Source organism: Microcoleus sp. AT9b-C3, assembly GCF_036705485.1.
Classification (GTDB): domain Bacteria; phylum Cyanobacteriota; class Cyanobacteriia; order Cyanobacteriales; family Microcoleaceae; genus Microcoleus.
In genome coordinates this window covers 71,223-95,301 of sequence record NZ_JAUBUR010000017.1, presented here as the reverse complement: position 1 = coordinate 95,301, position 24,079 = coordinate 71,223, and the positions used below count along the sequence as shown (strand labels likewise).

At 46.1% G+C, this 24,079-nt stretch carries 25 protein-coding genes; 17 read left to right on the top strand and 8 right to left on the bottom strand.

What is annotated here, in order from left to right; translation table 11 throughout:
* Positions 1–62 precede the first annotated feature (62 nt).
* A complete protein-coding gene (locus QUB77_RS16810) occupies positions 63–1,250 on the bottom strand; it encodes an RNA-guided endonuclease TnpB family protein (RefSeq protein WP_333174935.1) in 1,188 nt (395 codons plus the stop codon).
* Positions 1,251–1,366: 116 nt separating this feature from the next.
* Here QUB77_RS16810 and QUB77_RS16805 point away from each other — a divergent pair, with 116 nt between their 5' ends.
* Positions 1,367–1,879: a phosphoribosyltransferase family protein gene (locus QUB77_RS16805; RefSeq protein ID WP_333174939.1), complete on the top strand. Its 513-nt coding sequence runs from the start codon at positions 1,367–1,369 to the stop codon at positions 1,877–1,879.
* A 228-nt stretch (positions 1,880–2,107) separates the two neighbouring features.
* Here QUB77_RS16805 and dxr read toward each other — a convergent pair whose 3' ends face one another.
* Positions 2,108–3,298: a 1-deoxy-D-xylulose-5-phosphate reductoisomerase gene (gene dxr / locus QUB77_RS16800; RefSeq protein ID WP_333174941.1), complete on the bottom strand. Its 1,191-nt coding sequence runs from the start codon at positions 3,296–3,298 to the stop codon at positions 2,108–2,110.
* A 279-nt stretch (positions 3,299–3,577) separates the two neighbouring features.
* Between dxr and QUB77_RS16795 the strand changes: the two genes are divergently transcribed.
* Entirely contained in the window at positions 3,578–5,170 is a 1,593-nt protein-coding gene (locus QUB77_RS16795) for a DUF2079 domain-containing protein (protein WP_333174943.1), read from the top strand.
* A 9-nt stretch (positions 5,171–5,179) separates the two neighbouring features.
* The gene (locus QUB77_RS16790; protein WP_333174944.1) at positions 5,180–6,616 is read left to right on the top strand and encodes a DUF2079 domain-containing protein; all 1,437 of its coding nucleotides are present in this window, start codon (positions 5,180–5,182) and stop codon (positions 6,614–6,616) included.
* 70 nt (positions 6,617–6,686) lie between these two features.
* Here the strand turns inward: QUB77_RS16790 and cas6 are convergent, their stop codons facing one another.
* Positions 6,687–7,811 carry a CRISPR-associated endoribonuclease Cas6 gene (cas6, locus tag QUB77_RS16785; RefSeq protein WP_333174947.1) on the bottom strand — a complete coding sequence of 375 codons (1,125 nt, stop codon included), beginning with the start codon at positions 7,809–7,811 and terminating at the stop codon, positions 6,687–6,689.
* Between the two features lie 300 nt (positions 7,812–8,111).
* Here cas6 and QUB77_RS16780 point away from each other — a divergent pair, with 300 nt between their 5' ends.
* From QUB77_RS16780 to QUB77_RS16755, 6 genes are all read left to right on the top strand, one after another.
* Entirely contained in the window at positions 8,112–8,474 is a 363-nt protein-coding gene (locus QUB77_RS16780) for a ferredoxin-thioredoxin reductase catalytic domain-containing protein (protein WP_333174949.1), read from the top strand.
* 147 nt (positions 8,475–8,621) lie between these two features.
* Entirely contained in the window at positions 8,622–9,029 is a 408-nt protein-coding gene (locus QUB77_RS16775) for a DUF309 domain-containing protein (RefSeq protein ID WP_333174952.1), read from the top strand.
* A gap of 149 nt (positions 9,030–9,178) precedes the next feature.
* Entirely contained in the window at positions 9,179–9,565 is a 387-nt protein-coding gene (locus QUB77_RS16770) for a cytidine deaminase (protein WP_333174954.1), read from the top strand.
* Positions 9,566–9,866: 301 nt separating this feature from the next.
* Positions 9,867–10,337: an LptA/OstA family protein gene (locus QUB77_RS16765; RefSeq protein WP_172186331.1), complete on the top strand. Its 471-nt coding sequence runs from the start codon at positions 9,867–9,869 to the stop codon at positions 10,335–10,337.
* 172 nt (positions 10,338–10,509) lie between these two features.
* The gene (gene lptB / locus QUB77_RS16760) at positions 10,510–11,238 is read left to right on the top strand and encodes an LPS export ABC transporter ATP-binding protein (protein ID WP_333034782.1); all 729 of its coding nucleotides are present in this window, start codon (positions 10,510–10,512) and stop codon (positions 11,236–11,238) included.
* 81 nt (positions 11,239–11,319) lie between these two features.
* On the top strand, positions 11,320–12,486 hold the full coding sequence (locus QUB77_RS16755) for an LptF/LptG family permease (RefSeq protein ID WP_333174958.1): 1,167 nt from the start codon (positions 11,320–11,322) through the stop codon (positions 12,484–12,486).
* 172 nt (positions 12,487–12,658) lie between these two features.
* On the opposite strand, the gene QUB77_RS16750 is transcribed toward QUB77_RS16755, so the two are convergent.
* A complete protein-coding gene (locus tag QUB77_RS16750) occupies positions 12,659–14,023 on the bottom strand; it encodes a hypothetical protein (RefSeq protein WP_333174961.1) in 1,365 nt (454 codons plus the stop codon).
* Positions 14,024–14,486: 463 nt separating this feature from the next.
* Here QUB77_RS16750 and pgl point away from each other — a divergent pair, with 463 nt between their 5' ends.
* The 6 genes from pgl to QUB77_RS16720 all read left to right on the top strand — a co-directional run bounded on the left by pgl (position 14,487) and on the right by QUB77_RS16720 (position 18,738).
* Positions 14,487–15,206: a 6-phosphogluconolactonase gene (gene pgl / locus QUB77_RS16745; protein ID WP_333174964.1), complete on the top strand. Its 720-nt coding sequence runs from the start codon at positions 14,487–14,489 to the stop codon at positions 15,204–15,206.
* 206 nt (positions 15,207–15,412) lie between these two features.
* On the top strand, positions 15,413–16,201 hold the full coding sequence (locus tag QUB77_RS16740) for an FHA domain-containing protein (RefSeq protein WP_333174966.1): 789 nt from the start codon (positions 15,413–15,415) through the stop codon (positions 16,199–16,201).
* Between the two features lie 82 nt (positions 16,202–16,283).
* Positions 16,284–16,775, top strand: a complete 492-nt coding sequence (locus QUB77_RS16735; protein ID WP_333174968.1) for an FHA domain-containing protein — start codon at positions 16,284–16,286, stop codon at positions 16,773–16,775.
* Between the two features lie 55 nt (positions 16,776–16,830).
* Complete coding sequence (locus QUB77_RS16730) at positions 16,831–17,568, top strand: PRC-barrel domain-containing protein (RefSeq protein ID WP_333174971.1); 738 nt, start codon at positions 16,831–16,833, stop codon at positions 17,566–17,568.
* A 31-nt stretch (positions 17,569–17,599) separates the two neighbouring features.
* Positions 17,600–18,289 (top strand): hypothetical protein, encoded by a 690-nt coding sequence (locus tag QUB77_RS16725; protein ID WP_333174973.1) that lies wholly within the window; start codon positions 17,600–17,602, stop codon positions 18,287–18,289.
* Entirely contained in the window at positions 18,286–18,738 is a 453-nt protein-coding gene (locus tag QUB77_RS16720; protein WP_333174975.1) for an FHA domain-containing protein, read from the top strand. The genes QUB77_RS16725 and QUB77_RS16720 overlap by 4 nt, the downstream gene beginning before the upstream one ends.
* A gap of 169 nt (positions 18,739–18,907) precedes the next feature.
* On the opposite strand, the gene QUB77_RS16715 is transcribed toward QUB77_RS16720, so the two are convergent.
* Positions 18,908–19,486, bottom strand: a complete 579-nt coding sequence (locus QUB77_RS16715; RefSeq protein ID WP_333174977.1) for a DUF1997 domain-containing protein — start codon at positions 19,484–19,486, stop codon at positions 18,908–18,910.
* Positions 19,487–19,705: 219 nt separating this feature from the next.
* Between QUB77_RS16715 and pheA the strand changes: the two genes are divergently transcribed.
* Together pheA and QUB77_RS16705 are read left to right on the top strand one after the other, a co-directional pair.
* A complete protein-coding gene (gene pheA / locus QUB77_RS16710; RefSeq protein ID WP_333174979.1) occupies positions 19,706–20,632 on the top strand; it encodes a prephenate dehydratase in 927 nt (308 codons plus the stop codon).
* Positions 20,633–20,682: 50 nt separating this feature from the next.
* The gene (locus QUB77_RS16705) at positions 20,683–21,324 is read left to right on the top strand and encodes a pentapeptide repeat-containing protein (protein ID WP_333174981.1); all 642 of its coding nucleotides are present in this window, start codon (positions 20,683–20,685) and stop codon (positions 21,322–21,324) included.
* Between the two features lie 33 nt (positions 21,325–21,357).
* Here the strand turns inward: QUB77_RS16705 and QUB77_RS16700 are convergent, their stop codons facing one another.
* The 3 genes from QUB77_RS16700 to rpsJ all read right to left on the bottom strand — a co-directional run bounded on the left by QUB77_RS16700 (position 21,358) and on the right by rpsJ (position 23,895).
* Entirely contained in the window at positions 21,358–22,308 is a 951-nt protein-coding gene (locus QUB77_RS16700) for a PspA/IM30 family protein (RefSeq protein ID WP_333174984.1), read from the bottom strand.
* A 219-nt stretch (positions 22,309–22,527) separates the two neighbouring features.
* Positions 22,528–23,169, bottom strand: a complete 642-nt coding sequence (locus tag QUB77_RS16695) for an LON peptidase substrate-binding domain-containing protein (RefSeq protein ID WP_332977659.1) — start codon at positions 23,167–23,169, stop codon at positions 22,528–22,530.
* 408 nt (positions 23,170–23,577) lie between these two features.
* Entirely contained in the window at positions 23,578–23,895 is a 318-nt protein-coding gene (rpsJ, locus tag QUB77_RS16690) for a 30S ribosomal protein S10 (protein ID WP_006632193.1), read from the bottom strand.
* Positions 23,896–24,079: the final 184 nt, after the last annotated feature.

Below are 24,079 nucleotides of genomic sequence, written 5' to 3'. Positions count from 1 at the left end.
ATATTTCAATAATATTAGGATTGACATCCACCCAGGCGTAAACGCACGGGGATTCCCAAACCTCACGATTCAGGTTTCTGCTTCTGTCCCTTACGGGGTTTCGCACCAGCCTTAACAGATTTACTCTGTTCTGGTCTTACAGTCGCTCCACAGACTGCCACGGCAAGCCCTGCCGCCAAAATATTTTTTGCCGCATTAATATCTCGGTCATGGTGAGTGTCGCAATTAGGACAATCCCATTCCCGGATATTCAACGGCATCTTGTTAACGATGTGTCCGCAATTACCACACCGTTTTGAACTCGGAAACCATCGGTCAATCTTAATTAAAGTACGACCGTACCAATCGCACTTGTATTCTAGTTGTCTGACTAATTCCCCCAAACTTGCATCACTTATAGAAGCGGCAAGTTTCCAGTTTTTAACCATATTCTTCACAGCTAAGTCTTCTACGGCGATGGTTTGGTTTTCACGCACCAACCGCGTTGTTAACTTGTGAAGATTATCTTTCCTTGCATCAGTAATTTCTTGATGCACTTTCGCTACTTTGAGTCGTGCTTTGTGACGGTTGTTTGACCCTTTTTGTTTGCGAATTAAAGATTTTTGCGCTTTTCTAAGCTTGCGATACTTTGCCTTCAATCCTTTGGGATTGGCAATCTTTTCACCGTTGCTCAAAGCGAGCAAGCTTGTAACTCCCAGGTCGATACCGACTTGATTATCTGTTTTGGGTAATGCTTCAATTTCAACCTCTACCAGCAGAGAAACTGACCACCTACCTGATGGTGCAAGCTTTACTGTAATTGTTGATGGTCGGCAACCATCAGGTAATGTCCGGCTCCAGCGAATGGGTAACGCTTCTGTGCTTTTTGCTAGGTAGACTTGTCCATCTTTGAACTTAAATGCTGACTTGGTAAATTCTGCACTACCACCCTTGCGTTTCTTTTTGAAGTGAGGATATTGTGCCCGCCCATCAAAAAAGTTGGTATAAGCCGTTTGTAAATGTCTCAAGCATTGCTGCAGTGGCACGCAGCTTACTTTGTTCAGAAAATCTAGTTCTTCAGTTTTCTTCCATTCGGTTAACATTGAAGAAGTCTCAGCATAGCCTACCCGTTTGTGTTCTGCGTACCAAGCTTCCGTTCTTGTGGCTAAAGCACGGTTGTAGACCAAACGAACACAACCCAAAGTACGTCGCAACAAACTTTCTTGTTCCGGCGTTGGGTAGAATCGATAGCTGAAGGCTTTTAGTGTCATGCTGACCTTAAGTACGCTATTTCACATAATAGCACGTCTTGTGTGAAATGGTATATCTTAACAAAAATTCATGTAAAGCCGTCCTAAAAGGACGGGGTTTCAGACCCATTTTTTTGATGAGCGACATTTACGTTTCTTGGCCTGAGTACCATCGGAAAATTGAGGATTTGGCTGTAAAAATTGAGGAATCTCAGTGGAAATTCGATCGAATTGTCTGTCTGGCGAGGGGAGGGCTGCGGGTTGGAGATACTCTGTCGCGGATTTTCGACAAGCCATTGGCGATTTTAGCGGCCTCGTCCTATGGTGGGGCGGAGGGAAATGTCCGGGGTGCGATCGAGTTTGCCCGCGATTTGACAATGGTGGGCGATAATTTGGGCAGCCGCATTCTCCTGATTGACGATTTGGTGGATTCGGGAATTAGTTTGAACCAAGGTATCGCTTGGCTGAAGAGTCGCTACGGCGAGGATATTCAGGAAATTCGGACTGCGGTACTCTGGTACAAGGCTTGTTCTGTTGCAAAGCCGGATTATTATGTAGATTATTTGGCTGATAATCCTTGGATTCACCAACCTTTTGAAATGTACGAAAAGATGAGTGCCGCTGATTTGGCGGCGAAAGTTGGGAGTTAGTGTATAAAAGGCTAAAATCAGGTCAATTTTTTATAGGTTTTGGCGATATCTTGCACTTTTTGGCATAGTCCGCCAGGGGTTAAAAACCCCTGTCTCATAGCTAAAGTCCTCTGAAAGAGGACTGGATATTTATCAAGGTTGGGCAGTCGGTTTCAACCGACTTTAGCTATGAGACGGGGAATAAATTCCCCGGCGGGCTTGTGGGTAAGCACCAATCTGCTGATACCATTAGCGAACCGAAAGAATCCGATCGCCCAATTCCATACTATCTGCCAAAACTTCCTGCCGCGCCCACCTATCCGCCGCCAAAATATCGTCTAAAGCAGGGCTTTCACAGTTATCAGTTTGATGTTTGTCGCAGACCTTCTCAATCAACTTTGGAATATCCAAAAACTGAATCTTCTCCTGCAAAAATAGCGCTACAGCCTGTTCGTTTGCCGCATTCAGCACCGCCGGCATCGAACCGCCCGCACGTCCCGCCGCATAAGCCAACTGCATACAAGGATACTTTTCGTGGTCGGGTTCTCGGAAAGTTAAATCTCCAGCTTTTACCAAATCCAGCCGTTCCCAATCGGTATGAATTCGCTCCGGCCAAGACAAAGCGTAAAGCAGCGGCAATCGCATATCCGGCCATCCCAATTGCGCCAAAACCGAGGTATCTTGCAGCTCAATTAACGAGTGAATTATGCTCTGAGGATGGATGACAATATCAATGTTGTCATAATCCATTCCGAACAAGTAATGAGCCTCAATTACTTCTAATCCTTTATTCATCAAAGTAGCAGAATCGATCGTGATTTTCTGCCCCATCGACCAATTCGGATGTTTCAAAGCATCGGCTACTGTTACTCCTGCTAATTTGTCGATCGGCAAATCTCGAAAAGAACCCCCCGAAGCAGTGAGAATAATTCGCCGCAACCCGCCAACCATAACACCTTGCAGGCACTGAAAAATTGCCGAATGTTCCGAGTCTGCAGGTAATATTTTAACGCCGTACTTTTCGATTAAGGGGTTGACAACGGGGCCCCCTGCGATTAATGTTTCTTTATTGGCTAAGGCGATATCTTTGCCTGCTTTGATAGCTGCAATTGTTGGCAGCAAACCGGCACAGCCAACTATGCCGGTGACGACGGCTTGAGCGTCGCCGTATTGGGCAACTTCGACAACGCCTGACTCGCCAGCAAGTAAAATAGGTTGAGGGTCGAGATCGGCGATCGCCTCTTTCAATTCCTGTAATTGATCTTCGTCGCAAATTGCGACAATTTCCGGTCTAAACTGGCGAATTTGCTGGGCCAGCAACGTTACATTTCGTCCGGCGGTTAACCCGACAATCCGAAATTGATCGGGGTATTGAGCTACAATATCCAGAGTCTGAGTGCCGATGGAGCCTGTGGAGCCGAGAAGAGTTATTGCTTTCACAATTTTTTAATGTTTAATGGATTATTCTAATATTACGATTGCGGGGATAAAAATTAGTGGTTAACTATTGCGTGGAAAGCACATTCGATGGAATCATATTTTGAGTGACCGAAAGCATCCAGGATAGAAGCCCCCGGATTCATTCCTTCGCCGACTCAGGACCCAGAAATAAAAAACCTGTATCCGATGACACTTGCCCCCCGAATTTATCCGTGGGGTCGCCTCTAAAATCTAAAATCTAAAATCTAAAATCGATTGACCACTAGCGTGCCAGATTTCATGCAGAATAGGGAAAATTTTGCTGATGACCGTGAGGAAATCAGTGTCTCGATCGCCGAAAATGCCGAAAATATAGAAGAAGGTCGATCGCAGCTACCGTCGAGTTTGGTTTGGGCGATCGCCACTGCTGCGGCAATTTTCTTTTTGTGTAGCAGTTTACGGCACGCTTTATTCCAATCAACTGCTTTCGATTTGGGAATTTTTGACCAAGCAATTTACTTAATCAGCCAAAACCAAACGCCTTTTTCTTCTTTAATGGGGATTCATATTTTGGGCGATCACGCAGCGGTAATCTATTATCCGCTAGCTTGGCTGTACAAAATTTCCCCGGATGTGCATTGGCTGCTGTTGGTACAAGCAGTTGCATTATCCCTGGGGGCTTGGCCTACGTGGAGTTTAGCGCGTTTGGCAGGTTTAAATCAAGAACAATCCCGTGCGATCGCATTGATTTATTTGCTTTATCCGGTGGTATTTAACATCAATTTATTTGATTTTCATCCGGAAGTAATCGCTTTACCCGCACTTTTGGCAGCAACTTTGGCTGCGCGTTTAAATAAAATTGTGTGGTTTTGTACCGCTATTGTGTTAGTTCTCAGTTGCAAGGCGGTTTTGTCCCTAACCGTTGTTGCTATGGGTTTCTGGCTGTTTTTTTGCGAAAAAAAGCAACGGTACGGGGCGATCGCACTTTTGCTAGGTGCAGCTTGGTTTTTGATAGCTTCCCAGAAAATAATCCCCTTCTTTAGCGGCAGCGAAGTCGCTGGAGTCTGGCGCTACAGCTATTTAGGCAAATCCGTACTAGAAATCATCATCAATCTCATATTAAAACCACAGTTAGTATTAGGAAAAATTCTTTCATTCGATACATTCAAATATTTATTTCTCCTCACCTTACCGGTGATTTGGCTGCTATTGCCCTTCTCTGGCAAACTACGCCTACAATATTTAACAGCGCTAATTCCTGCCCTCCCTACCCTGCTCATCAATATCCTCTCTGACTTGTCATTTCAACGCAGCTTAGCCTATCAGTATTCAGTGCCTGTAATTCCCTTCTTATTTTTAGCAGTTATCGCGAAGGAAGAAACAAGGAGAAGGGAAGAAATAAAAGGCAACAAGGAAGAGGATAAAGTAAATAAGCAACATTTTTTAACATGGGTCAATCTGCCACAATTTAAAAACTTCCGAATTTCTCAACTTTGGCAGGGAATTCAATTGCCGAGAATCATGATAATTTGGTCATTACTAATTTTCCTATGTGTGGGCGAATATAAAGATTTTTATCTGTACATAAATCGACTGGATACCTGGCAAGCTACACGCGAAGCAGTCGCACAAGTTCAACCGCAAAGCAGTATTTTAACAGATAATAGACTTGCCCCTCACTTTACCCACCGCCCAATAGTAAAATTGCTGTCACAAATTTCGCCCCAAACAAATTTAGCTGAATTTCAATACATATTATTAAACCTGCGCCATCCCTGGCCTGATACTGAAAAAATTGGTGATACCTTAGCAAATAAACTTAAAACTTCTCCCGATTTTAAATTAACTTATCAAAAAAACGAAGTCCTGCTATTTAAACGAAGGGCTGATTAAACCAATAAAATGCTAACTTTCAAATCCCTAAAATATCATCCAGTATTTTTAATGATTGTCGTGACAACGATAGTCTTATTTGCCGCCAGCAGCGCGCGGCACGCTTTGTTTCAGTCAACTGCATTCGACTTAGCAATTTTTGACCAAGCAATTTATTTAATCTCCCAAAATCAAACGCCATTTTCCTCTTTAATGGCAATAAATATTTGGGGAGATCACGCCGCTTTTATTTTCTATCCACTAGCTTTACTTTACAAAATATATCCAGATGTTCACTGGCTTTTTTTAGTGCAAGCTGTTGCCCTAGCTTTAGGCGCTTGGCCGAGTTGGAGTTTGGCACGTCAAGCGGGATTAAACGAACGAAAAGCAATGGCAATTTCAGCCGTATATCTGCTTTATCCCGCAGTATTTAATGTCAATCTCTTCGACTTTCACCCAGAAGTAATTGCTTTGCCAGCAATGCTAGCGGCAATCTTAGCCGCGAGGCTGAATAAAACCTTGTGGTTTTGTGCTGCGATTGTATTAGTTTTGAGCTGCAAAGCCGTGCTATCTTTAACTGTGGCTGCGATGGGTTTGTGGTTGTTGTGTTTTGACAAGAAACGCAATTGTGGGCTGATAGCTCTATTTCTCGGCGCGGGTTGGTTCCTGGTAGTTACTCAGGCAGTTATACCGTATTTTAATCAGGGAAGAGAACACGCGGGAATCGGGCGATATCAATATTTGGGAAACTCGGTTTTGGAAATTGCTATTAATTTAATAGTGAAACCAAATCTAGTTTTAGGGCGTTTGTTTTCTTTAGAGACTTTTGAATATTTAGCGTTATTGCTATTACCAGTAATTTGGTGGCTGTCCCCGCTTCATCTGTCATCTTTAATTAGTGCTGTGCCGATGTTGGCGATGAATATTCTTTCCGATATCCCCGCTCAGCGGGATTTAATTCATCAATATTCTGTGCCGATATTGCCGTTTTTATTGGTTGCCGTAATTTCCAGTTTAGCATATAGCAATCAGCAAAAGGGAAAGACAATATTTGATAGATTGCCACTTCCTAACTATCCATTGCCTAGAGTCATTGTAATTTGGTCGTTGATTGCTTTCTTAGCTTTAGCGAAATACGGCTATTTTTGGACTATTTATTTAAATGGGATGGACACTTTGCCCGCTACCAGAGAAGCAATTTCTCTTGTTGAAACCAAAGGCAGTGTTTTAACAACTGCTCAGATTGCTCCGCACTTAGCGCACCGCCCTGTAGTAAGATTAACTCAGGCTAACGCGCCACCTGCAAATCTCGCAGAATTTGATTATGTATTGCTCAACCTCAGATATCCTGGCTGGATGAGCGATCGAGAATTTGTTGAAAACCTAGTAACTCAACTAAAAAACACCCCTCAATTTCAACTAAAATATCAGCGAGACGACATATACCTATTTACTAAGAGTCATTAGTCAGCAGTCATTAGTCAGTAGGCAGTAGCCATCAGTCAACAGTCAACAGTCAACAGTCAACAAATTCGCGCTAATCCTCCACTTTCAAAGCCCTTCTTGCCAACTTCGCGTAAGTTTTCACAGTTTCATAAGGCATTTCCAAATCAGCAGCAATATCCAGCAAAGATTCCCCCAATTCCCGGCGCGCCAAAATCGTTGCCCAAGTTTCAGCAATCTCAGCAGCACGACTTCCACCTTTACGCTTTCTGTTCGCCATAAACTTCTTGGTCAATTCATCTATTCGGGCTGCCAATACGCTTTGTATTGACACTTCAGGTAGCGCTTCTGTCAACCATTGTGCTCGCGTTTGTCCTAATCCAAAAGTTGTTTTGTGGCCTGTGCCGCAGTAAGGCGCTAACCGCCCTAAAGCATAAAATAATTTTACAAAATCAGGACGATTGTGAGCCGATCGCCCTAGCCCAAATTCCACAGCCCCAGTGAATCCCGTTACCATGCCTTTTTTGCCCGCCGCTACCTTTTGCGACTCCAATTTGTGGCGGCTAATAATTGCATTTTCATCAATCCAATTCAAAAATTCTGCTTGGTCAAAATTTACCCCCGAAAAGTTATTCCAGCGGCGCAAATAGCTGTGAAAAACATTTTCGGGAACTGGCAAAGGGAAGTGATGGCCTTTGCTACGAAAGCTTGTAGGAGTCACAAAACTAAGTTTGATGGTTGGCGAAAATGGGGGTTCTGCTGTTAATAATTGCTGGTAAGTTGTGGGCGCAAAAGCAATATCCCAAGAGCGAATTAGCAGCGGAGCATTTCGCAAATCTATCTCTTGGGGCAAATTTTGCAGCCACTGACTCAGCCACTGAACCACTGGCTTTGAAAGTCCTGTTACGTACCAGCGATAAATTCGATCGCCCAAAAGCTGAAATTCTTTGCCGCCAGGGAGCAAATCACCTTCCAATCCCGAAATAGTAAAGGCTTTTTCTGACTGTTCATCGTGCAAAAGTTGCGATAAATCCGGGTCAGTTTGCTGTACTTGACCTAAAAACCAAGCGTGCAAACCTATAGCATACTGCGCGTACAGATAGCTAGCAGCGCGGGGAGTCAATTCAAACACTAATCCGACTAACTCGGTGTCAGCCGGCCAAATCAGCCCAGACGGAGGAGATTTTTTGCTGTGGGTGCGGTTCGGGGAAGTTGCCATCAGATGCCACTAACAGGGACAGGGCTGTGCTATCTTATCCGATTTTAATCCCCTTTGGGGGATGATTGTTGAGGGCGATCGACTGCCCAAATCTTTTGGCAGCTCCAAAAACCTGGTCTGCAGCCAGTTTCCCGAACCCTCCGGGATAGAGAAAAACCACTAAAAAACCGACAACCTAAAACTCAATCTTTGTCAAGGTTTTCCTCATTGTAAGTAAACAGAAATATACAAGTGTTTAAAATCCTATTCTGCGCTACAATTGTCAAAAGCTCGTAGCATCCTCAACTCCGATCCTAAACTATGAACACAACAGAAACATCTAAACTCTCCAACGAAAAAACTTTGGAGGCGATGAAGAATTTCTCCGAAACCTACGCCAAGCGCACCGGAACTTACTTTTGTTCCGAGCCTTCTGTCACTGCTGTCGTGATAGAAGGACTAGCAAAACACAAGGATGAACTAGGCGCTCCCTTATGCCCTTGTCGCCATTACGAAGATAAAGAAGCCGAAGTAAAAGCCGCCTACTGGAACTGTCCGTGCATTCCCATGCGCGAGCGCAAAGAGTGTCACTGTATGTTATTTCTGACGCCAGATAACGATTTCGCTGGAACTACTCAGGAAATAGGAATGGATCAGATTAAAGCTGTCAGAGACACTATGTAATCGGTTAAGTAGGCGGTCGTGAAATGGCAGCAGTTTGGAAAACAGGTTGTTATTTTTCCTACTTTTAAGACTTAGTTATTTAAAAGAAATCGATCGCCGCCTACTCAAACACACATCCGCAATCGAAAATCCCCAACTTTCAATCGAATGACAGAGGAAATCCCGCTGGAGTTTTGCCAAGGTATCGAACAGTTTAACAGCCAAGAATTTTACGCTTGTCACGATACTTTAGAGGCTTTGTGGATGGAAGCCGACGAGCCGGAAAAAAGGTTTTATCAGGGAATATTGCAAATTGCGGTCGCGCTTTATCACTTAGGAAATCACAACTGGCGCGGTGCAGTAATCTTGCTGGGAGAAGGAATAAATCGGCTCAGTTATTATCAGCCGAGTTATGCCGGAATTGCCGTTGAAGACTTGCTCGGACAAAGTGCTAAACTTTTGAGTGCTTTGCAACAAGCTGGGCCGGAAAAAGTCGCTGAATTTGTACCGTTGTTAACAGGCATAGAAGTTGCAGGCTTGCAATTGCCACGCATTATCAAACTAAAACGCTGCTGACTTGAGCCGTTGTACGGCTTGAGTTATCTGTGAAGCTCGCAGTTTAAAAGCAATCTGTTGGCGATCGGGGCTAAGTTATCTTGAGGTTATGAGTGGGTTTACTTCAACACACTCATTATCGAAAGCTGTACTGCAATGAGTTAAATCCTATGTCTCCTATCGAATTGAAGGATAAAGAACTAATTGAAAATGCTCGCTCCATAATCAACAAGCGTTTCAAAGAAGACTTTCACCATGTTGGGGCAGCATTGCGAACAAAGTCGGGCAAAGTCTTTTCCTCTGTCCATTTGGAAGCGTATGTTGGGCGAGTTGCGGTTTGTGCTGAAGCGATTGCGATCGGAATGGCAGCGGCAGCAGGAGATACAGAACTTGAAACAATAGTTGCTGTAGATCGTAAAGGTCGATTTGTGCCACCGTGCGGTATGTGTCGTGAGTTGATTTCTGATTATGCTCCCGGTTGCAAAGTAATTATTGCGGAGGCGGAGATCATGACTATCAGCCAATTATTGCCTAGAAAATACCAGAGGATGGATTGAGGATGTTCTGGCAAAAACAGCGTCCGATCTCGATTAGGAGAGCGAGTCGTGATTGTGGTTGCAGGCTGCCCGAAACTTCCCGATCGCCGAAACCGTCAAAAAACTGACTTTCTCCAGCAAATCATCTTTCTCCAGTGAAGTAAAGTGCTGCTAAGATTGCTACGATAATTGATTGACCTTCTCCCGCGGGCAGATCAACAAGTGCCAAAGTCTTTCCGCTCGTTAAAATAAAATATCTGTCAGTGTCAAAGCTGGAAATGATACCCTTCAGGAATTTTACAAAATTTGAGGCTTGTAAGCTATGATGCCCTCCGCTAAACTACTCAATTCCCGAATATTCAAAGGATTATCGCTGCTGTTGCCCCTGACTCTGGCAGGCGCGATTGCCTCTCCCACCTACCCGCAAGCCGGGCCGCCCCGCACTCTCAGTGTGCGATCGGACATTCAAGAAGCCGACTCCAAAACCGGCATCGTGACAGCCCGCGGCAACGTCCAAATCAACTATCCAGCCCGCCAAATACAAGCAACCGCAGCTCAAGCTCAATACTTCAGCCGCGAGCGCCGGATCATTCTCAGCGGAGATGTTTACGTATTGCAGCAGGGCAACAGCCTGCGCGGCGAAACCATAACATACCTGATCGACGAAGGGCGGTTTATTGCCCTGCCAGACAACCCAGGACAGGTAGAATCTGTTTATCTGGTTGCCCCGGAACAAGATGCGGCAGCTCAAAATGCAGTGGGTTCCCCACGTCCAACTACAGCTCCCCGGTAACAGTGGCTCGCAGCAGCGAAATTTCGCCTCAGCCAAAACCTACTACTTGGGATAGATGCGAAATTTCGTCTTTATAATACTCACAAACTTGAAAAGGTAAAATTTAAATTAGAGACTCGATCGCACAAAGCCGCAGTCTGAAATTAGCTTGTAGAGCTTGCCGGGAGCGAAAATGAAAATTGTACTCGAAAATATTCACAAATCCTACGGAAAACGCAATGTAGTTAGTCGCGTCAACCTTTCGGTAGCGCAAGGAGAAATTGTAGGACTGCTAGGCCCCAACGGTGCCGGCAAAACCACCACATTTTACATAGCAACCGGATTAGAAAAACCAAATCAAGGCACCGTTTGGCTAAACGATTTAGACATCACTAAATTGGCGATGCACCAGCGAGCGCATTTGGGAATTGGCTATCTCGCTCAAGAAGCAAGCATTTTCCGAAACATGAGCGTGCGGGACAACATTTTGTTAGTCCTAGAACAAACTCAAGTGCCGCGCTGGGAATGGCGTGAGCGAGTCGATTTCCTATTGCAAGAATTTCGCTTAGAAAAAATAGCATCTAGTTTGGGAATTCAAATATCGGGGGGAGAAAGGCGGCGGACTGAACTAGCCAGAGCATTAGCGGCAGGGCGAGACGGGCCCATGTTCCTATTTTTAGACGAACCGTTTGCAGGCGTCGATCCGATCGCAGTAGACGAAATTCAAACCATTATTGCTAAATTGCGCGATCGTAAAATCGGCATCCTCATCACCGATCACAACGTCCGAGAAACCCTCGAAATTACCGATCGAGCCTACATCATGCGAGACGGCCAAATTTTAGCCTCCGGGGCTGAAGAAGAACTCTACAGCAATCCTTTAGTACGTCAGTATTACTTGGGTGACAACTTCGTGCGATAGTCTTTTGAAGGCATTCGGCAAACGGCCGAATTTTAGATTTTAGATTTTAGATTGAGGAGCAATCTGCGAGAACGCGCCACTATGAAAATAGCAATATCCAATTCTTTGAATCCCATCAACTGGCTGCCGAGAATTTCAGTAATGGACTGGTACATTACCAAAGAACTAATCGGGCCATTTCTCTTTGGCGTCGGACTCTTTACCTCCGTCGCCGTCACAGTTGGAGCTTTATTTGAATTAGTCCGCAGAGTAGCAGAATCCGGCCTCCCCTACGGCGCAGCCATAGAAATTTTTCTCCTGCAAATTCCCTACTTCGTAGTATTGGCTTTCCCGATGTCGATGCTGCTAGCAACCTTAATGGCCTACAGCCGAATGTCCAGTGACAGCGAACTCATAGCCCTCCGCAGTTGCGGAGTCAGCGTATACCGATTGATACTGCCTGCTGTGATCATGAGTTTAATTGTTGCAGGCTTCACCTTTGCTTTGCAAGAGTTAGTTGTACCCGCCGCCAGCTACAGAGCTACTGTGACTTTAGACAGAGCCCTGAAGCGAGAAAAACCGACATTTCAAGATAGAAATATTATCTACACAGAATTTCGCAAACCCGAAAAAGGCGGCGACGAAATCCTGGCGCGCTTTTTTTATGCAGAACAATTTGACGGCCAGCAAATGAAAGGTTTAACAATTATCGATCGCTCCACCCCAGGCCTCAATCAAATCGTTTCTTCAGAATCCGCTACTTGGAATCCCTCAGAAAATACCTGGGATTTTTTCAACGGAACCGCTTATATAGTAGCTCCTGATGGCTCTTACCGCAATATAGTTAGGTTTCAACACCAGCAATTGCAACTCCCCCGCACGCCCTTAGATTTAGCGGCTAGAGCGCGGGATTTCAAGGAAATGAACATTGCCCAAGCTTTAGAGCGTTTGGAGATCATTAAAAACAGTGGCGACGAACCACAAATTCGCAAATTAAAGGTGCGAATTCAAGAAAAATATGCTTTTCCTTTCGTGTGCATGGTATTTGGTTTAGTGGGAGCAGCTTTGGGAACTCAACCACGCCGCTCCGGTCGAGGAACGAGTTTTGGTATTAGCGTAGTTGTGATTTTTACTTACTACGTATTTTCTTTCATCACCAGTTCTATGGGCGTGAAAGCTGTTTTGACTCCGATTCTGTCGGCTTGGCTGCCTATCGTGTTTGGCTTGGGAATCGGGGGATTGTTGTTGGTGCGGGCCGCCGCTAGGTAAGTTTTACCACTAACATTGAGAATGGGTAATTCGGAACTTGTAGTGCCCTTCCACTGCCTTCGGCTCCCTTCCCTTCAACTACGCTGAGGAGAACCGAAGTCGAAGGCCAGGAACCGCGTAGCCTAAGTCTTGGGAATTGATAATATCGTTTTCGTGGCCGAACTTCTTTCATTTAAGGATTAGAAAAAGTATTGATTTCGCCACCGCCAATGTAGCGTCCCGGAGCCAGGGAGCCGGGTGTAGCAAAAGTTTGAGGTTGAATGGGCTGCACGCCCTGATTTGTGTTTTGGGGAACAACTCCAAAGTTAGGCTGACCCGGCAAATTAAGCTGACTGGGTGGAGGTGTTTGAAATTGAGAATTCGCTGCATTGGGAGAGAATTGAGGGCTAATTATCTTGCTTCCCCCAATCCCACTTGGAAAGGGAGATGGGCCGACATTTGGAAGTAGAGGTGTTGGCGAAGGTATGGCTACTGGAAGTGCCACAGGTTGAACTTCAGGTGCGAAGCCTGAGCCAGATAAATTAGTTTGGTAGGGATTTTTGGGCAAAGCCACCGTTGCAGCCCCTGCATTAATTTCGGGAAGCGGTACTCGGGAATTTAACCCAGCCAATGATTCAGGGACTGTAGCTGTCGGTTTTAAGAATTCTTGAGATTCCTTGCTCACAGTATTTGTCGGAGCCACAATAGGGGGAAGTGCTGTGGGAACATTCACAGGATTTGCTCCACTTTGAGCTGTAGCGGTCGTTGGGAGCAAATTTGTCGCATTTACTTCTGCCGGATCGGAAGCCGGTCGATCGAGCAATGTAGCCGAGTCTGCTGTTTTCTCAGCCTCCGCCAGCGTTGCCGAAGGGTTAGCAACGACGTATTTTTTCATAGCTGCTTGCAGCGGACTCAAAGGCAGAGAATTTTCGTTTTGTTTATCTGAATTAGCATCACTCGACGCCTGCGATAAAGTTGCTGTCGCTGTACCCCCAGACTCAGGCTTGATCGTTTTTATCCCGGAAGTCAGTCTCCCACTACCAGATAAACTCAACGCTGATGTGGCGTTTGAAGTTGGCAAGCTGGAATTTTGGGGGTTATTGTTTCCGGCCTCGACAGCAGGTGTTGCTAAATTTGGCAAGGGGAAAAATCCGCTGCTTCCTACTCGATTGGGGGCTGGAGATGGCTGAGGAGTTTCTAATTCCCGATCTCGAAGTTCCTCGAATAAACCTTTGCTTTTTACTACTGATGAATTTAACAAGTTCACTTCAGAAGCAGTAGAGCCATTAAACTGATTGACTAGCACTGGTGAGCTGTCGATTTCAGCCGCAATGGCGGTATCTTCAGCAGATAGTCCCGATAGCGAAGCTGGATTGTTTGTGGCTACTTCTTCTTCGCCATCTATGCTCAACTTTTCTGGATTTACAGAAACCTCCCAGATAAATAACCCTCCCGCACACAGCACGGCTAACGGAGCCCAAACCGCCGGTTGGGTCCAGTGGCGCAACCGGGCTATTAGATAGCGGACAGATGTAGGAAATCGCTTTAAAATTGACATAGTTTTGCTTCCATCCGATCGTGCGGATTTAAAACTATTTTTCCTAGTCTACCACATCAATCTTGATTATTTTTGCTATGCCGGGGTAAGTGCGATCGCGAGCATCTCGGTTTGGCTTTTACTTTCGGTGTGCGATCGTCCGGCTCGCTATATTTAAAGACTTTGCTGTGCGAGACGGATCGAACTCCCAAAAAACGCTTTTTACTTTCTGCAGAGATGCTCCGAGTAAGATCACACTTTTGATTGAAAGTTGCCAAAGCTCAATGCAACCAGTGAAAATCCATAAAGCAGTGGTAGAAATATGTCTTGCATTCCTTAAATCAAGGGGCATAAGATGATAAAATGTTATGGGCTGCCGTGTCCGCCCTGCCGAGTCTGTCAGCAGATCGACCTCAAACCAAAATGTCAAGGTAAAATTGGCAATTGCTGAGAATAACACCCAAGGAAAGTTGAGAGGAAATTAATGAAAAAAGTAGTTGAAGTATTAGCAAATCGGGAACAACTAATAGATCGATCGCTGGAAATTGTGCTGTCTAAAATCTCAGAAGCCATAACAGAACGCGGACTTTGTACGATCGCCGCAGCGGGCGGAAGCACACCAGAACCGCTCTACAGAGCGATAGCAGCCCAAGACCTGCCTTGGGACAAAATTCACGTTTTCTGGGGCGACGAACGTTACGTTCCCCCAGAACACCCAGACAGCAATCAAAAAATGGCGCGGCTCGCATGGCTCGATCGAGTAAATATCCCCGCCAGCAACATCCACCCCATGCCCACCGGCGCCGGCAACCCCGCAGCCGACGCTGCAGCGCACCAAACCGAATTGCAGCAGTTCTTCAAAGTATCCGAGGGCGAGTTTCCTGCCTTCGACATCATTTTATTGGGCATAGGAGACGACGCCCACACCGCCTCTCTATTTCCCGGCACAGCAGCCTTGGAAGTCCGGGATGCCCTAGTAACTGTCGGCAACAAAGACGGTCAGCCCCGCATTACCTTTACAGTCCCATTAATCAACCGGGCCCGGTGCGTCATCTTCATGGTCGCAGGAGCCAGCAAACAACCCGCCCTCGCTCAAATTTTTGCCCCCGCAGCCGACGAAATGACCTATCCAGCCAGACTCGTTCAACCAGAGGGCGAACTTTGGTGGCTGCTCGATGCGGCGGCTGGCGAAGCAGTAAAATAGCCGACAGAGCAGCAAGCGTGCCAACACAGTCAGCATTATCACTAACTCAATCAGGCTCATCACAGCTAACGTCACGGCGTCAGCTCAGTTGCTAGTATTAGCGAAGCAATATAAGAATTGTGGCGGTTAAAGTTAAAATTTGACCATATACACGACTATTTTTATGAGGCTGATTTGAAAATCTGGCCGATAGCAAGGAGAAATCGATGATTGTCTGTCCCAATTGCAATCACCAGAACCCCGACGGGGCCAGCCAGTGTGAGGCTTGCTACACGCCTTTACCTGTTACCGCAAGTTGCTCGAACTGCGGTGCAGCAGTTCAGACAGATGCAGCATTTTGCGGCCAGTGTGGCTTTAACTTGCGTCCGGGTTCCATAGTTCCAGAAGTTGAGGTGACAGTACCGTCCCCCTCGCCTGTAGGCCCCACAGTGGTATCGTCACCGGCCCCGGATTTAGTCCCACCCGATCCCCTGATGGCGGAACCTCTAGTTACCCTGAATAAGGGCCTTAACTTGGAAAAAACTCCCGCCAGCATTCCGACGATTCCAGATCCCCCGCCTTCGCCCTCGGTTCCTGTTACAACTGAATCGGTGGCAACACCAGTAACTATCTCTCCTCCGGTGCCTGGCCCACAGCCAGCAGGTGTAGCTAAAACTCAACTGCAACAGCAGTCGGCGCGCCTGCTACACGTTCAGACAAATACGCCGATGGAATTGCCTCACAGTCTGTCTGTGGTTCACATAGGCAAGCCAAATGACTTAGTACCGCCGGATATTGATGTTTCGGGATTTGCTAATTCTGAGATAGTTTCTCGGGTACACGCAAATCTCCGGGTGGAGGGAGATGCTTGCTACCTAGAAGATGTAGGCAGTTCCAACGGCACTTACGTCAACAATACTCCGCTACCCAAGGGAAACCGCCACCGGTTGCGACCGGGAGACCGCATCTCTCTGGGCAAAGGAGACCTGGTTACGTTTTTATTTCAAATCTCTTAGAGCGAGTTTGGATTGGGCGATAGAAAGTCTAAAATCTAAAATCGCATCTTGAGGCGCTCTACCAAAACTCAATGCTGCCAATGTGATTAAGCTGACCTTGCTACATCCACTCCAGTCTATACCCGTCCGCAGTTGGATCTTTGAAGACGAGCAGGTCGTCCGGATCGGGCGCTCGACCGAAAACCACGTCGTTCTTTTTAGCGCTGTGGTTTCTCGTCGCCACATCGAATTGCGGCGCAGCGGCATAACTTGGGAACTGATCAATTTAGGTACCAACGGCACTTACCTCGATGGTAAGCCCATCGCTAAGGTTCCCATTGTGGACGGTCTGATCGTTCACTTGGCTCGCTCAGGTCCGAAAATTCAAATTAACGTAGGCCCGAATCAGTCCTCAGTCCAGTTAGGACAAATTACCGTCAAGCCCAGGGAGGCTAAGGAAATTCACGCTCCCTCGGGCGGCGTGCAAATTAGCACGATTCCTGTTCCCGACCAAAAAGAAGTTGGCACTTCTAGGGATGAGGAGGAGTTAACGGAGGCAGATCATACTCGCCATTATTCGGAAGAAGAATATTAAATCGGCTTCTTTGGACGATCGACATTTTTCAAAGGCGGCACTCAGGAGTTTATTTATGAGTACATCACCACAGATTGTTAGGCGCAGCGAACTGCAGGGCCGCCGCACCATCGACCGCAGAACGGCGGAAGAGGTCGGCAGGGTAGATAGGGTTTGGCTCGATGCTCACTCCCAGCGGGCGATCGGCTTTACTTGCAAGTCGGGACTTTTGGGCAGCAAAAAAACTTGGTTCGCTTGGGCGCAAGTTGATACGGTGGGGGAAAATGTTTTTGTCACCATTAACCCGGAACTGCCGGAATTGCATCAGCCGGAACAAGCTGTTTGTCCGATCGGGCTTGAGGTGCTCACGGACGCTGGGAATAAGGCAGGTGCAGTGGTTGACTACCTATTTGATGTCCGCACGGGTTCAGTCACCCACTACCTATTTAAATCGAGCGGCTGGCGCGGTGTTTTAGACGACATTTACTTGTTACCTGTGGCAGCTATTTTGACCATCGGCAGCAAGCGGGCGATCGTCTCTGAAGCTGCTGTATCGGAGCCAGTGCAGTACGCGGAGGGACTGCACAAAAAAGTCGGTCTGGTAGCAGAGTTTTTACACGAAGATTTCGACAGAACTCTCAAAAATGTGGCAGGTGTGAAGCGGGGCGCTCAAAGTCTGGCGGAAAAATTCCAAGATAAAGCTCTCGAAGTCAGGGATGTAGCTCAAGAAAAAGTTGCAGAGTTGAAGCGGCAAAGGCAAGAATCTGTCCCGCCAGAGCCGAACCCGGAACCGCCTGAGTCAGATTTGAGCTGAAGTTTGGCCTTCCCGCTCGCTGGGGGACTAATTGCCGCTCACATTTTGGGGTCGCGCGCGCGAGGAAGGTCGATCGGTATTAGAGATTGATGCGTTGTCGCTCAAAATTCCACTGCTGCTCAAAGCATTGTATTTTAAAGGTATCGCATCAATAAGGAAAATGTTAGCAACTCAAAAAGACCTATGCTGTTTGATACAATCAACAAGTATTTTATCTAGAGACCCCAGGATTAATAATTGGTTAACTTCTTTCTTTATAAACAGCGAGTCGTTGAGCAGTGACTGTCGCCCGATCGAGAACTCGAATCAGCGGTGCAACCAGCATGGGTCTGAGTTAAATTCTCTGGTTCATCAGCGGGAAAAGGATTATTTAGCAGATCGAATTGATCGGCTCACCCATGAGGACAATCGCGCCCTCACAGAGCGCATTAATCAAACGGTTAAAACCGCTGTCCATCACTGGGAAGTTCACCCGATTAATAACATCGTGTTTGGTTGTTACCGAGGACTGCAAAAATTTGCGCCGGCGCCAAAAGCTAACCCTCAAAAGTTGCTTCAAATGCATCAAGCAGCCAAAAGTTCGACTTTTACGGCAGAGCGAGGGAATCAGGGCGCACTGATGACGCCTTTAAAAATCAAATTTTTTGCAGTTTTCTCCGAAAAAATCTCTCTGGAAGTATCCCCGTTTCTGTCTGGCGGTGGAGTGTCAAAACATCAGTGATTACCTTAACTCTTTTACATCCTATCCAGTCTGTCCCGGTTCAAAGTTGGTGTTTTGAATCAGAACCGGTGGTTCGGATCGGTCGATCGAACGACAATGATGTAATTATTTACAGCGCTGTAGTTTCCCGCCACCACGTAGAGCTGTGGAATCACGCCCATGGTTGGGAAATTATTAATTTTGGTGCTAATGGCACTTATGTAGATGATAGACCGATCGCTCAGGTGTCAGTGGCAGACGGGATGACCATTCGCTTGGGCAATTCTGGGCCAAAAATCAGGATTCGGGTGGGCGCCACGAATCAACCGGGCAAAATAATCAAGCCACCCCAGCACGAACTCCGCCAAAAGGACGAAGTTTCACAAGACAGGTCAACAGCTTGGCTTGGGGGCGTGGGAATCATCGAAGACGATGAACTGGGAGGGCTGACTCAAATCGATCTTGACTGACCGGCAGCTATCTGCAGGCTAGTTCAAACAAAGCTCAGATGCCCAGTTATTCCATTTTAGCGATCGTTTGATAGCAAACATAATTAAGCTTACCTAGAGTTGCTTGTTTGGTAAATTATGGACAAGTTTGGCAAACTATTTGGCGATTTAGTTTAACTCTACTAGGATTTCACCCTTCTAAAGATAAGATTGGGGGGATCTCGATCGATATTAGCTCACTTTCGCTGGTTGCCCAGCGGCGGTAATCGGAGAGCAACTGGTACATCAACCGCTGTTTGACGCTCAGCAGTACGCTCTTGAGCAAAGCATTTCCCGTTGCTTCTAAAATGGGTTTGGGCGTCAGCCAAAACGGCGGCGGTAATTCTACTTGCACTTCCAAATCCGCTTTTCCTTTCAAGTATGCTACCCCGCTGCTTTGGTGTACACAAAGCTTTCCTTTGAGATTGAGAGCAAAGCGATCGTTAATATAACCCACGCCACGAATTTCGCAGGCGACGGACTCCAAATTGATTGTGCCATCCGACTCAGCCCACACCCTCATGTCTACGGTGGGTTGAATGCTCAGCATCATAAATTGTAACGGTCGCATTTTTAGGCGGAAACAGTCCTCGCTTAGCTGTTGTGTGCGACTTTGATCGACAAGGGCGTTAACCAGTCGCCTCGGTTGGCGCAGATAATGTTGAATGGGGACCCGTTCCTCTGGTACGGCGATCTCAACGGATTGGGAAGAATTAAAGCGGATATACATGAGAAAATATCAAAATATAGGATTCCTAAGCATATCTTAATAAACTATCACCTTTTTTAAGGTGACATACGTGTGACATACGTAGCACACTAAGTCGCGCGCCCAGCAATGTCATCCGAGAAATCACTGATAAAACCTTTCGCGACATCGGTAATTTTTCATCATACTTCCTAGCTGATGAGAGTAAAGCAAACATTTGTAACCTAAAATTGCCTCTAAATGAAAATTTCTATCGCACATCTCGGTCCTGTTGGTACAAATGCAGAAACAGCGGCTCTAGCTTATGTCAATTGGTTGAGTCTGGAAACTAACTTGGAATGCACCCTGTGTCCTTATTCGACCATTTCCCAAGCGCTAGAGGCATCTGCCGTAGGGCAGGTTGACTATTCAGTTGTGCCCGTCGAAAATTCGATCGAAGGCAGCGTGACTGTCACCTTAGATACACTGTGGCGACTCGATCAACTCCGCATTCAACACGCCTTAGTTTTGCCAATTTCCCACGCCCTGGTATCTAATGCCAAAAATTTTAACGAGATTCAAAAAGTTTACTCTCATCCGCAAGCGCTAGCTCAGTGTCAGGTATGGTTGGGGCAGTTTATTCCCTCAGCTCAATTAATTCCGGCGAATTCTACCACGGAAGCATTGCAATATCTGGAAGATAGAAATGTAGCAGCGATATCTTCCCCAAGAGCTGCTGAACTTTACCATTTGCCAGTGTTAGCTCACCCCATTAATGATTATCCCGATAATTACACTCGCTTTTGGGTACTCAGCAGGAGTGGGGAAGAAATCGCCAACGTAGAACCAGGGGAGCGCTCATCCATTAAATCCATTACACAATCTGCTCCTAAGTTGATCCTCGATGCTTCACCGTCTAATTGCACCCATACCTCACTAGCTTTTAGCGTACCTGCCAATATGCCCGGAGCACTGGTAAAACCCTTACAAGTATTTGCCAGTCGGGGTATTAATTTAAGTCGAATTGAATCTAGACCGACTAAAAGATCGCTCGGAGAATATATTTTCTTTATGGACGTTGAGGCTAACGCCTGCGAAGCATTTGTTCGCTCGGCACTCGAAGAGTTAAAAAATCACACAGAAACTTTAAAAATTTTTGGTTGCTACAGCTTACTGTCAGTAGTATAATTTCTTTTTATGTACTATACTTTTTAAGTAAAACTTAGGAGGCTGGCGAGATGAATGCTGATGAACTTCTCAAGCGATACGCAGCCGGAGAAAGAAATTTTCATGAAACCAACTTGAAAGAGGCTTCTTTGCGAGAAGCTTTCCTAATTCATATTAATCTAGCCTGTGCAAATCTGAAGGAAATCAATTTTGCTTTGGCGAACTTAATGGGGGCAAACTTAATAGCTGCCAAGCTAAAGAATGCTTGCCTGGTGATGACCCGCCTAAATGGGGCCAACCTAAGCGGAGCTGATCTAACTTTCGCAAGATTAACAGGAGCTGACCTGATTGAAGCAAACTTGGAAAACGCCAACTTGAGCGACACCAAAATGATTGGTGTTAATTTGAGCGGAGCAAACTTGGAAAACGCCAACTTGATGGAAGCAAACCTCCTAGATGCTTGCTTGGACAATACCAACCTTGAAAAAGCCAACCTAAGCGACGCTAAAATGCGGGGAGCGAGTCTGAGAAGAGCCAACTTGAGAAACGCTTTTTTGTGTGAAAGTAACCTTGAGGGCGCTGATTTAAGGGGTGCTGACTTGAGCGGTGCTAATTTGAGCGGCGCATTTTTATGCGGTGCTAATCTTGAGGGAGCTAAGCTAGATGAGGCAATTTTAAGTGGGGCTATACATTTTTGCGTCAGACAAGTTTGATATCACGTAATATATAACCGGAGAATCCGACAACTAAGGACTAAAAAATATACTATTGACTTGGCTGAAAGTGAAGTCTATTTGCTGCTGTACTTTGGCAAAATGAAGCTGCATCTTGAGGATCTCTTTCTTGGAATTAGCTTGAGCAATCTTACTTTCCCAAGCCAGCAAGTTGCGGTTGAGATTTTCTACTCGCACAGTTTGGTAGTCTAAGTCAATTTTTAGTTCTGCAGCCTGATCGAATTGAACCTGCTGGCGAACCACGGCGAGGCGCACTGCATTTTCATCCTGTGTCTGAAGAGCTAGCAAAGCTCGCTGCTGCCACTGGTTGGCTTGAGATTCAGTTTGATTGTACAGCCACTGAATCCGCAGTTGGGCGGAAATCGCACTGCCAACAGCCTGACGCAGTTCTTTGAGAGGTTCCTGAATTTCTAAGATTAATAGTTCCCAAAGATTCATCAGTTCGCTGGTAAATTCTTCGCGTTCTACAGAGGCTACCAGTGCTTCTAACAGCAACAAATTTGGTTGCATCTGCTGCGTAATTGTCTCAAATATTAACTCTGCTTCGGACATTTGCCGATCGTAATTTTTTTCTGAGACTGCACCGGATGAGTGCTTTAATATTTTTTCAGTGCTGTCTACCTTGCTGTCTACCTTAGCTTCTGAATCAGAACTTGAAGCTACAAAGGCCTGTAATTTTTCGCGGGCGATCGAATTCAGCCTTTGCCGAAGCAAATCGCAGGCCGCCCGCTGCACCAGCCCTGTTTCGCTTTGACAAATCTTGATGACTATTTTTAAGCCGGCATCGCCGTAATTCAATGTCTCTCTCAAGGCGGCGATGCGATGTTCGCTGACAGAACTAGACAGCCGATGTTTCACTCCTGCTAGTCCGCCGAGCACTACACCGCCCACAGGAGGTGGCAGTTGACCGCCTTTAACTGCATCGTATGGTTTCGGTTGGTCGTGATTTTCTAACACAAGCATTTACTGCTATAAGGAACCTATCCGAACCTGTTTGAAGTTAAGAATTAAACAGATACCAGTTCCCAAAAAGAATGAAACTGTAAGCCATCTCCCAACTCTTAGTTCATAACTCATTGCCAATCGAAAATCGAAAACCGAAAATCGAAAATCGAATGATTTGTGTGTAATTCTTTCTTCAATGCAGGTCAAACCGATCGTGCTTTTTCCTAAGTAAATTGGCTACTTGAGCGTATCTTTAAGTACAGTCCTCGCTGCCAAGTGATTGCGAGTAGAAGTCAAAATTTCGGTTTCGCGTTCCAATCTCGCAGCAGTATCTTGCAATTCTAAAAGAGTTTGCTGTTCTGTCGCGGCGCCGTACAGGTAGCTGGCTACCCAGTAGGACAATTCTGTAGGCAAACTGGGAATGTCTTCCGGCAGGTCGATCGGCTGATCCATCAATTTGCTGGAGAGGCGAACTACATCTCTCAGCAGTTGTTCGACATCTTTTCCCAAAGGTCTGAGGTCTTGTTGCGGCGGTTCGTCTTCAATCCATTCTACTAGACCGACTAAATAGGGTTTTTCCCGAACGGCGTCGAGCACTCGGAACCGCTGCTGTCCGAGAGTCATAATTTTCATGCGATCGTCCGGCAGGCGTTGGCAGTGAATCACTTCGGCGCAACAGCCAACGGCAGAGACTTTGTTTTGGTTGGGGTCCCACATGAGCACACCGAAACGCCGATCGCCCTCCAGAATCGTATTCATCATGATTCGATAGCGAAACTCGAAGATTTGCAGTGGGAGGGGCCTACCTGGAAATAGAACCACTTCCGGCAACGGAAATAAGGGGAGTTCGCGAACTGCTACAGAGGAAGAGGATGCCATTGTCGCTCAAAAGTGACGGTACTTGCGCTTATTTTTCTTACTTTAACTGATTAAAGGCAATTCCGGGGCAGGAGCGATCGGGCTTTTTCGGTGGCAACGGAAGCGACGGCGAGCTATATCCGGTGCTGGCAGCTTGACAAAGGCGTTATTTCGTCAAAATGTTAAATATACCTTTTTGCTAAACTAAGTGAGTCCGAAGGCGATGATAGCGACTGCTAAAGGAGCGTTTTTGTAGTGATCGCGCCTTAATTAAAAATAATTATTTAAGTTCGTGCCGCAGCAGAAATTATTGCTGATTATTAACTAATAACTAATACCTAATAACTCATGACTAAGAAAATTTCCACAAAAAGAAGGAACAATTTATTTAATCTTTGTTCCTTCTTTCCGAGTTTTCGATAACTCAATCTACAGCTTGACTTCGATATCTACGCCGGCTGGCAAATCCAGTTTCATCAAAGCGTCAATTGTTTTGGCCGATGGCTGGTGAATGTCGATAATCCGGCGGTGCGTGCGGGTTTCAAAGTGTTCGCGAGAATCTTTGTCTACGTGGGGCGATCGCAGCAAGCAGTAAATCCGCCGTTTGGTGGGCAAGGGAATCGGGCCGATCGCTGTGGCTGCTGTCCGATTTGCTGTATCTACAATCTTTTCGCAGGATGCGTCTAGAATTCGGCGATCGAAAGCTTTGAGGCGAATGCGAATTTTTTGCTGTTGAATTGTTGCCATTTTTGTTTCTTGAATTTTCGAGGTTCAGTTTGTTGTTTATTGTCTGTTGTCTGTCGTCTGTCGTGTATTTGCAGTTTTTTTTTTGCTAACTGCTAACAGCAGACTTTCTGATTAATAACTAATCACTAAATAGCAGAAAAGCCTGATTAAATTTGGTGGCTTTTCTGCTATTTAAGCTGTTATC

What these genes read in the sequence shown, in the direction of transcription:
- QUB77_RS16810 (WP_333174935.1), bottom strand. Translation starts at nt 1,250, where the DNA reads ATGACACTAAAAGCCTTCAGCTATCGATTCTACCCAACGCCGGAACAA.
- QUB77_RS16805 (WP_333174939.1), top strand. Translation starts at nt 1,367, where the DNA reads ATGAGCGACATTTACGTTTCTTGGCCTGAGTACCATCGGAAAATTGAG.
- QUB77_RS16795 (WP_333174943.1), top strand. Translation starts at nt 3,578, where the DNA reads ATGCAGAATAGGGAAAATTTTGCTGATGACCGTGAGGAAATCAGTGTC.
- QUB77_RS16790 (WP_333174944.1), top strand. Translation starts at nt 5,180, where the DNA reads ATGCTAACTTTCAAATCCCTAAAATATCATCCAGTATTTTTAATGATT.
- cas6 (WP_333174947.1), bottom strand. Translation starts at nt 7,811, where the DNA reads ATGGCAACTTCCCCGAACCGCACCCACAGCAAAAAATCTCCTCCGTCT.
- QUB77_RS16780 (WP_333174949.1), top strand. Translation starts at nt 8,112, where the DNA reads ATGAACACAACAGAAACATCTAAACTCTCCAACGAAAAAACTTTGGAG.
- QUB77_RS16775 (WP_333174952.1), top strand. Translation starts at nt 8,622, where the DNA reads ATGACAGAGGAAATCCCGCTGGAGTTTTGCCAAGGTATCGAACAGTTT.
- QUB77_RS16770 (WP_333174954.1), top strand. Translation starts at nt 9,179, where the DNA reads ATGTCTCCTATCGAATTGAAGGATAAAGAACTAATTGAAAATGCTCGC.
- QUB77_RS16765 (WP_172186331.1), top strand. Translation starts at nt 9,867, where the DNA reads ATGATGCCCTCCGCTAAACTACTCAATTCCCGAATATTCAAAGGATTA.
- lptB (WP_333034782.1), top strand. Translation starts at nt 10,510, where the DNA reads ATGAAAATTGTACTCGAAAATATTCACAAATCCTACGGAAAACGCAAT.
- QUB77_RS16755 (WP_333174958.1), top strand. Translation starts at nt 11,320, where the DNA reads ATGAAAATAGCAATATCCAATTCTTTGAATCCCATCAACTGGCTGCCG.
- QUB77_RS16750 (WP_333174961.1), bottom strand. Translation starts at nt 14,023, where the DNA reads ATGTCAATTTTAAAGCGATTTCCTACATCTGTCCGCTATCTAATAGCC.
- pgl (WP_333174964.1), top strand. Translation starts at nt 14,487, where the DNA reads ATGAAAAAAGTAGTTGAAGTATTAGCAAATCGGGAACAACTAATAGAT.
- QUB77_RS16740 (WP_333174966.1), top strand. Translation starts at nt 15,413, where the DNA reads ATGATTGTCTGTCCCAATTGCAATCACCAGAACCCCGACGGGGCCAGC.
- QUB77_RS16730 (WP_333174971.1), top strand. Translation starts at nt 16,831, where the DNA reads ATGAGTACATCACCACAGATTGTTAGGCGCAGCGAACTGCAGGGCCGC.
- QUB77_RS16715 (WP_333174977.1), bottom strand. Translation starts at nt 19,486, where the DNA reads ATGTATATCCGCTTTAATTCTTCCCAATCCGTTGAGATCGCCGTACCA.
- pheA (WP_333174979.1), top strand. Translation starts at nt 19,706, where the DNA reads ATGAAAATTTCTATCGCACATCTCGGTCCTGTTGGTACAAATGCAGAA.
- QUB77_RS16705 (WP_333174981.1), top strand. Translation starts at nt 20,683, where the DNA reads ATGAATGCTGATGAACTTCTCAAGCGATACGCAGCCGGAGAAAGAAAT.
- QUB77_RS16700 (WP_333174984.1), bottom strand. Translation starts at nt 22,308, where the DNA reads ATGCTTGTGTTAGAAAATCACGACCAACCGAAACCATACGATGCAGTT.
- QUB77_RS16695 (WP_332977659.1), bottom strand. Translation starts at nt 23,169, where the DNA reads ATGGCATCCTCTTCCTCTGTAGCAGTTCGCGAACTCCCCTTATTTCCG.
- rpsJ (WP_006632193.1), bottom strand. Translation starts at nt 23,895, where the DNA reads ATGGCAACAATTCAACAGCAAAAAATTCGCATTCGCCTCAAAGCTTTC.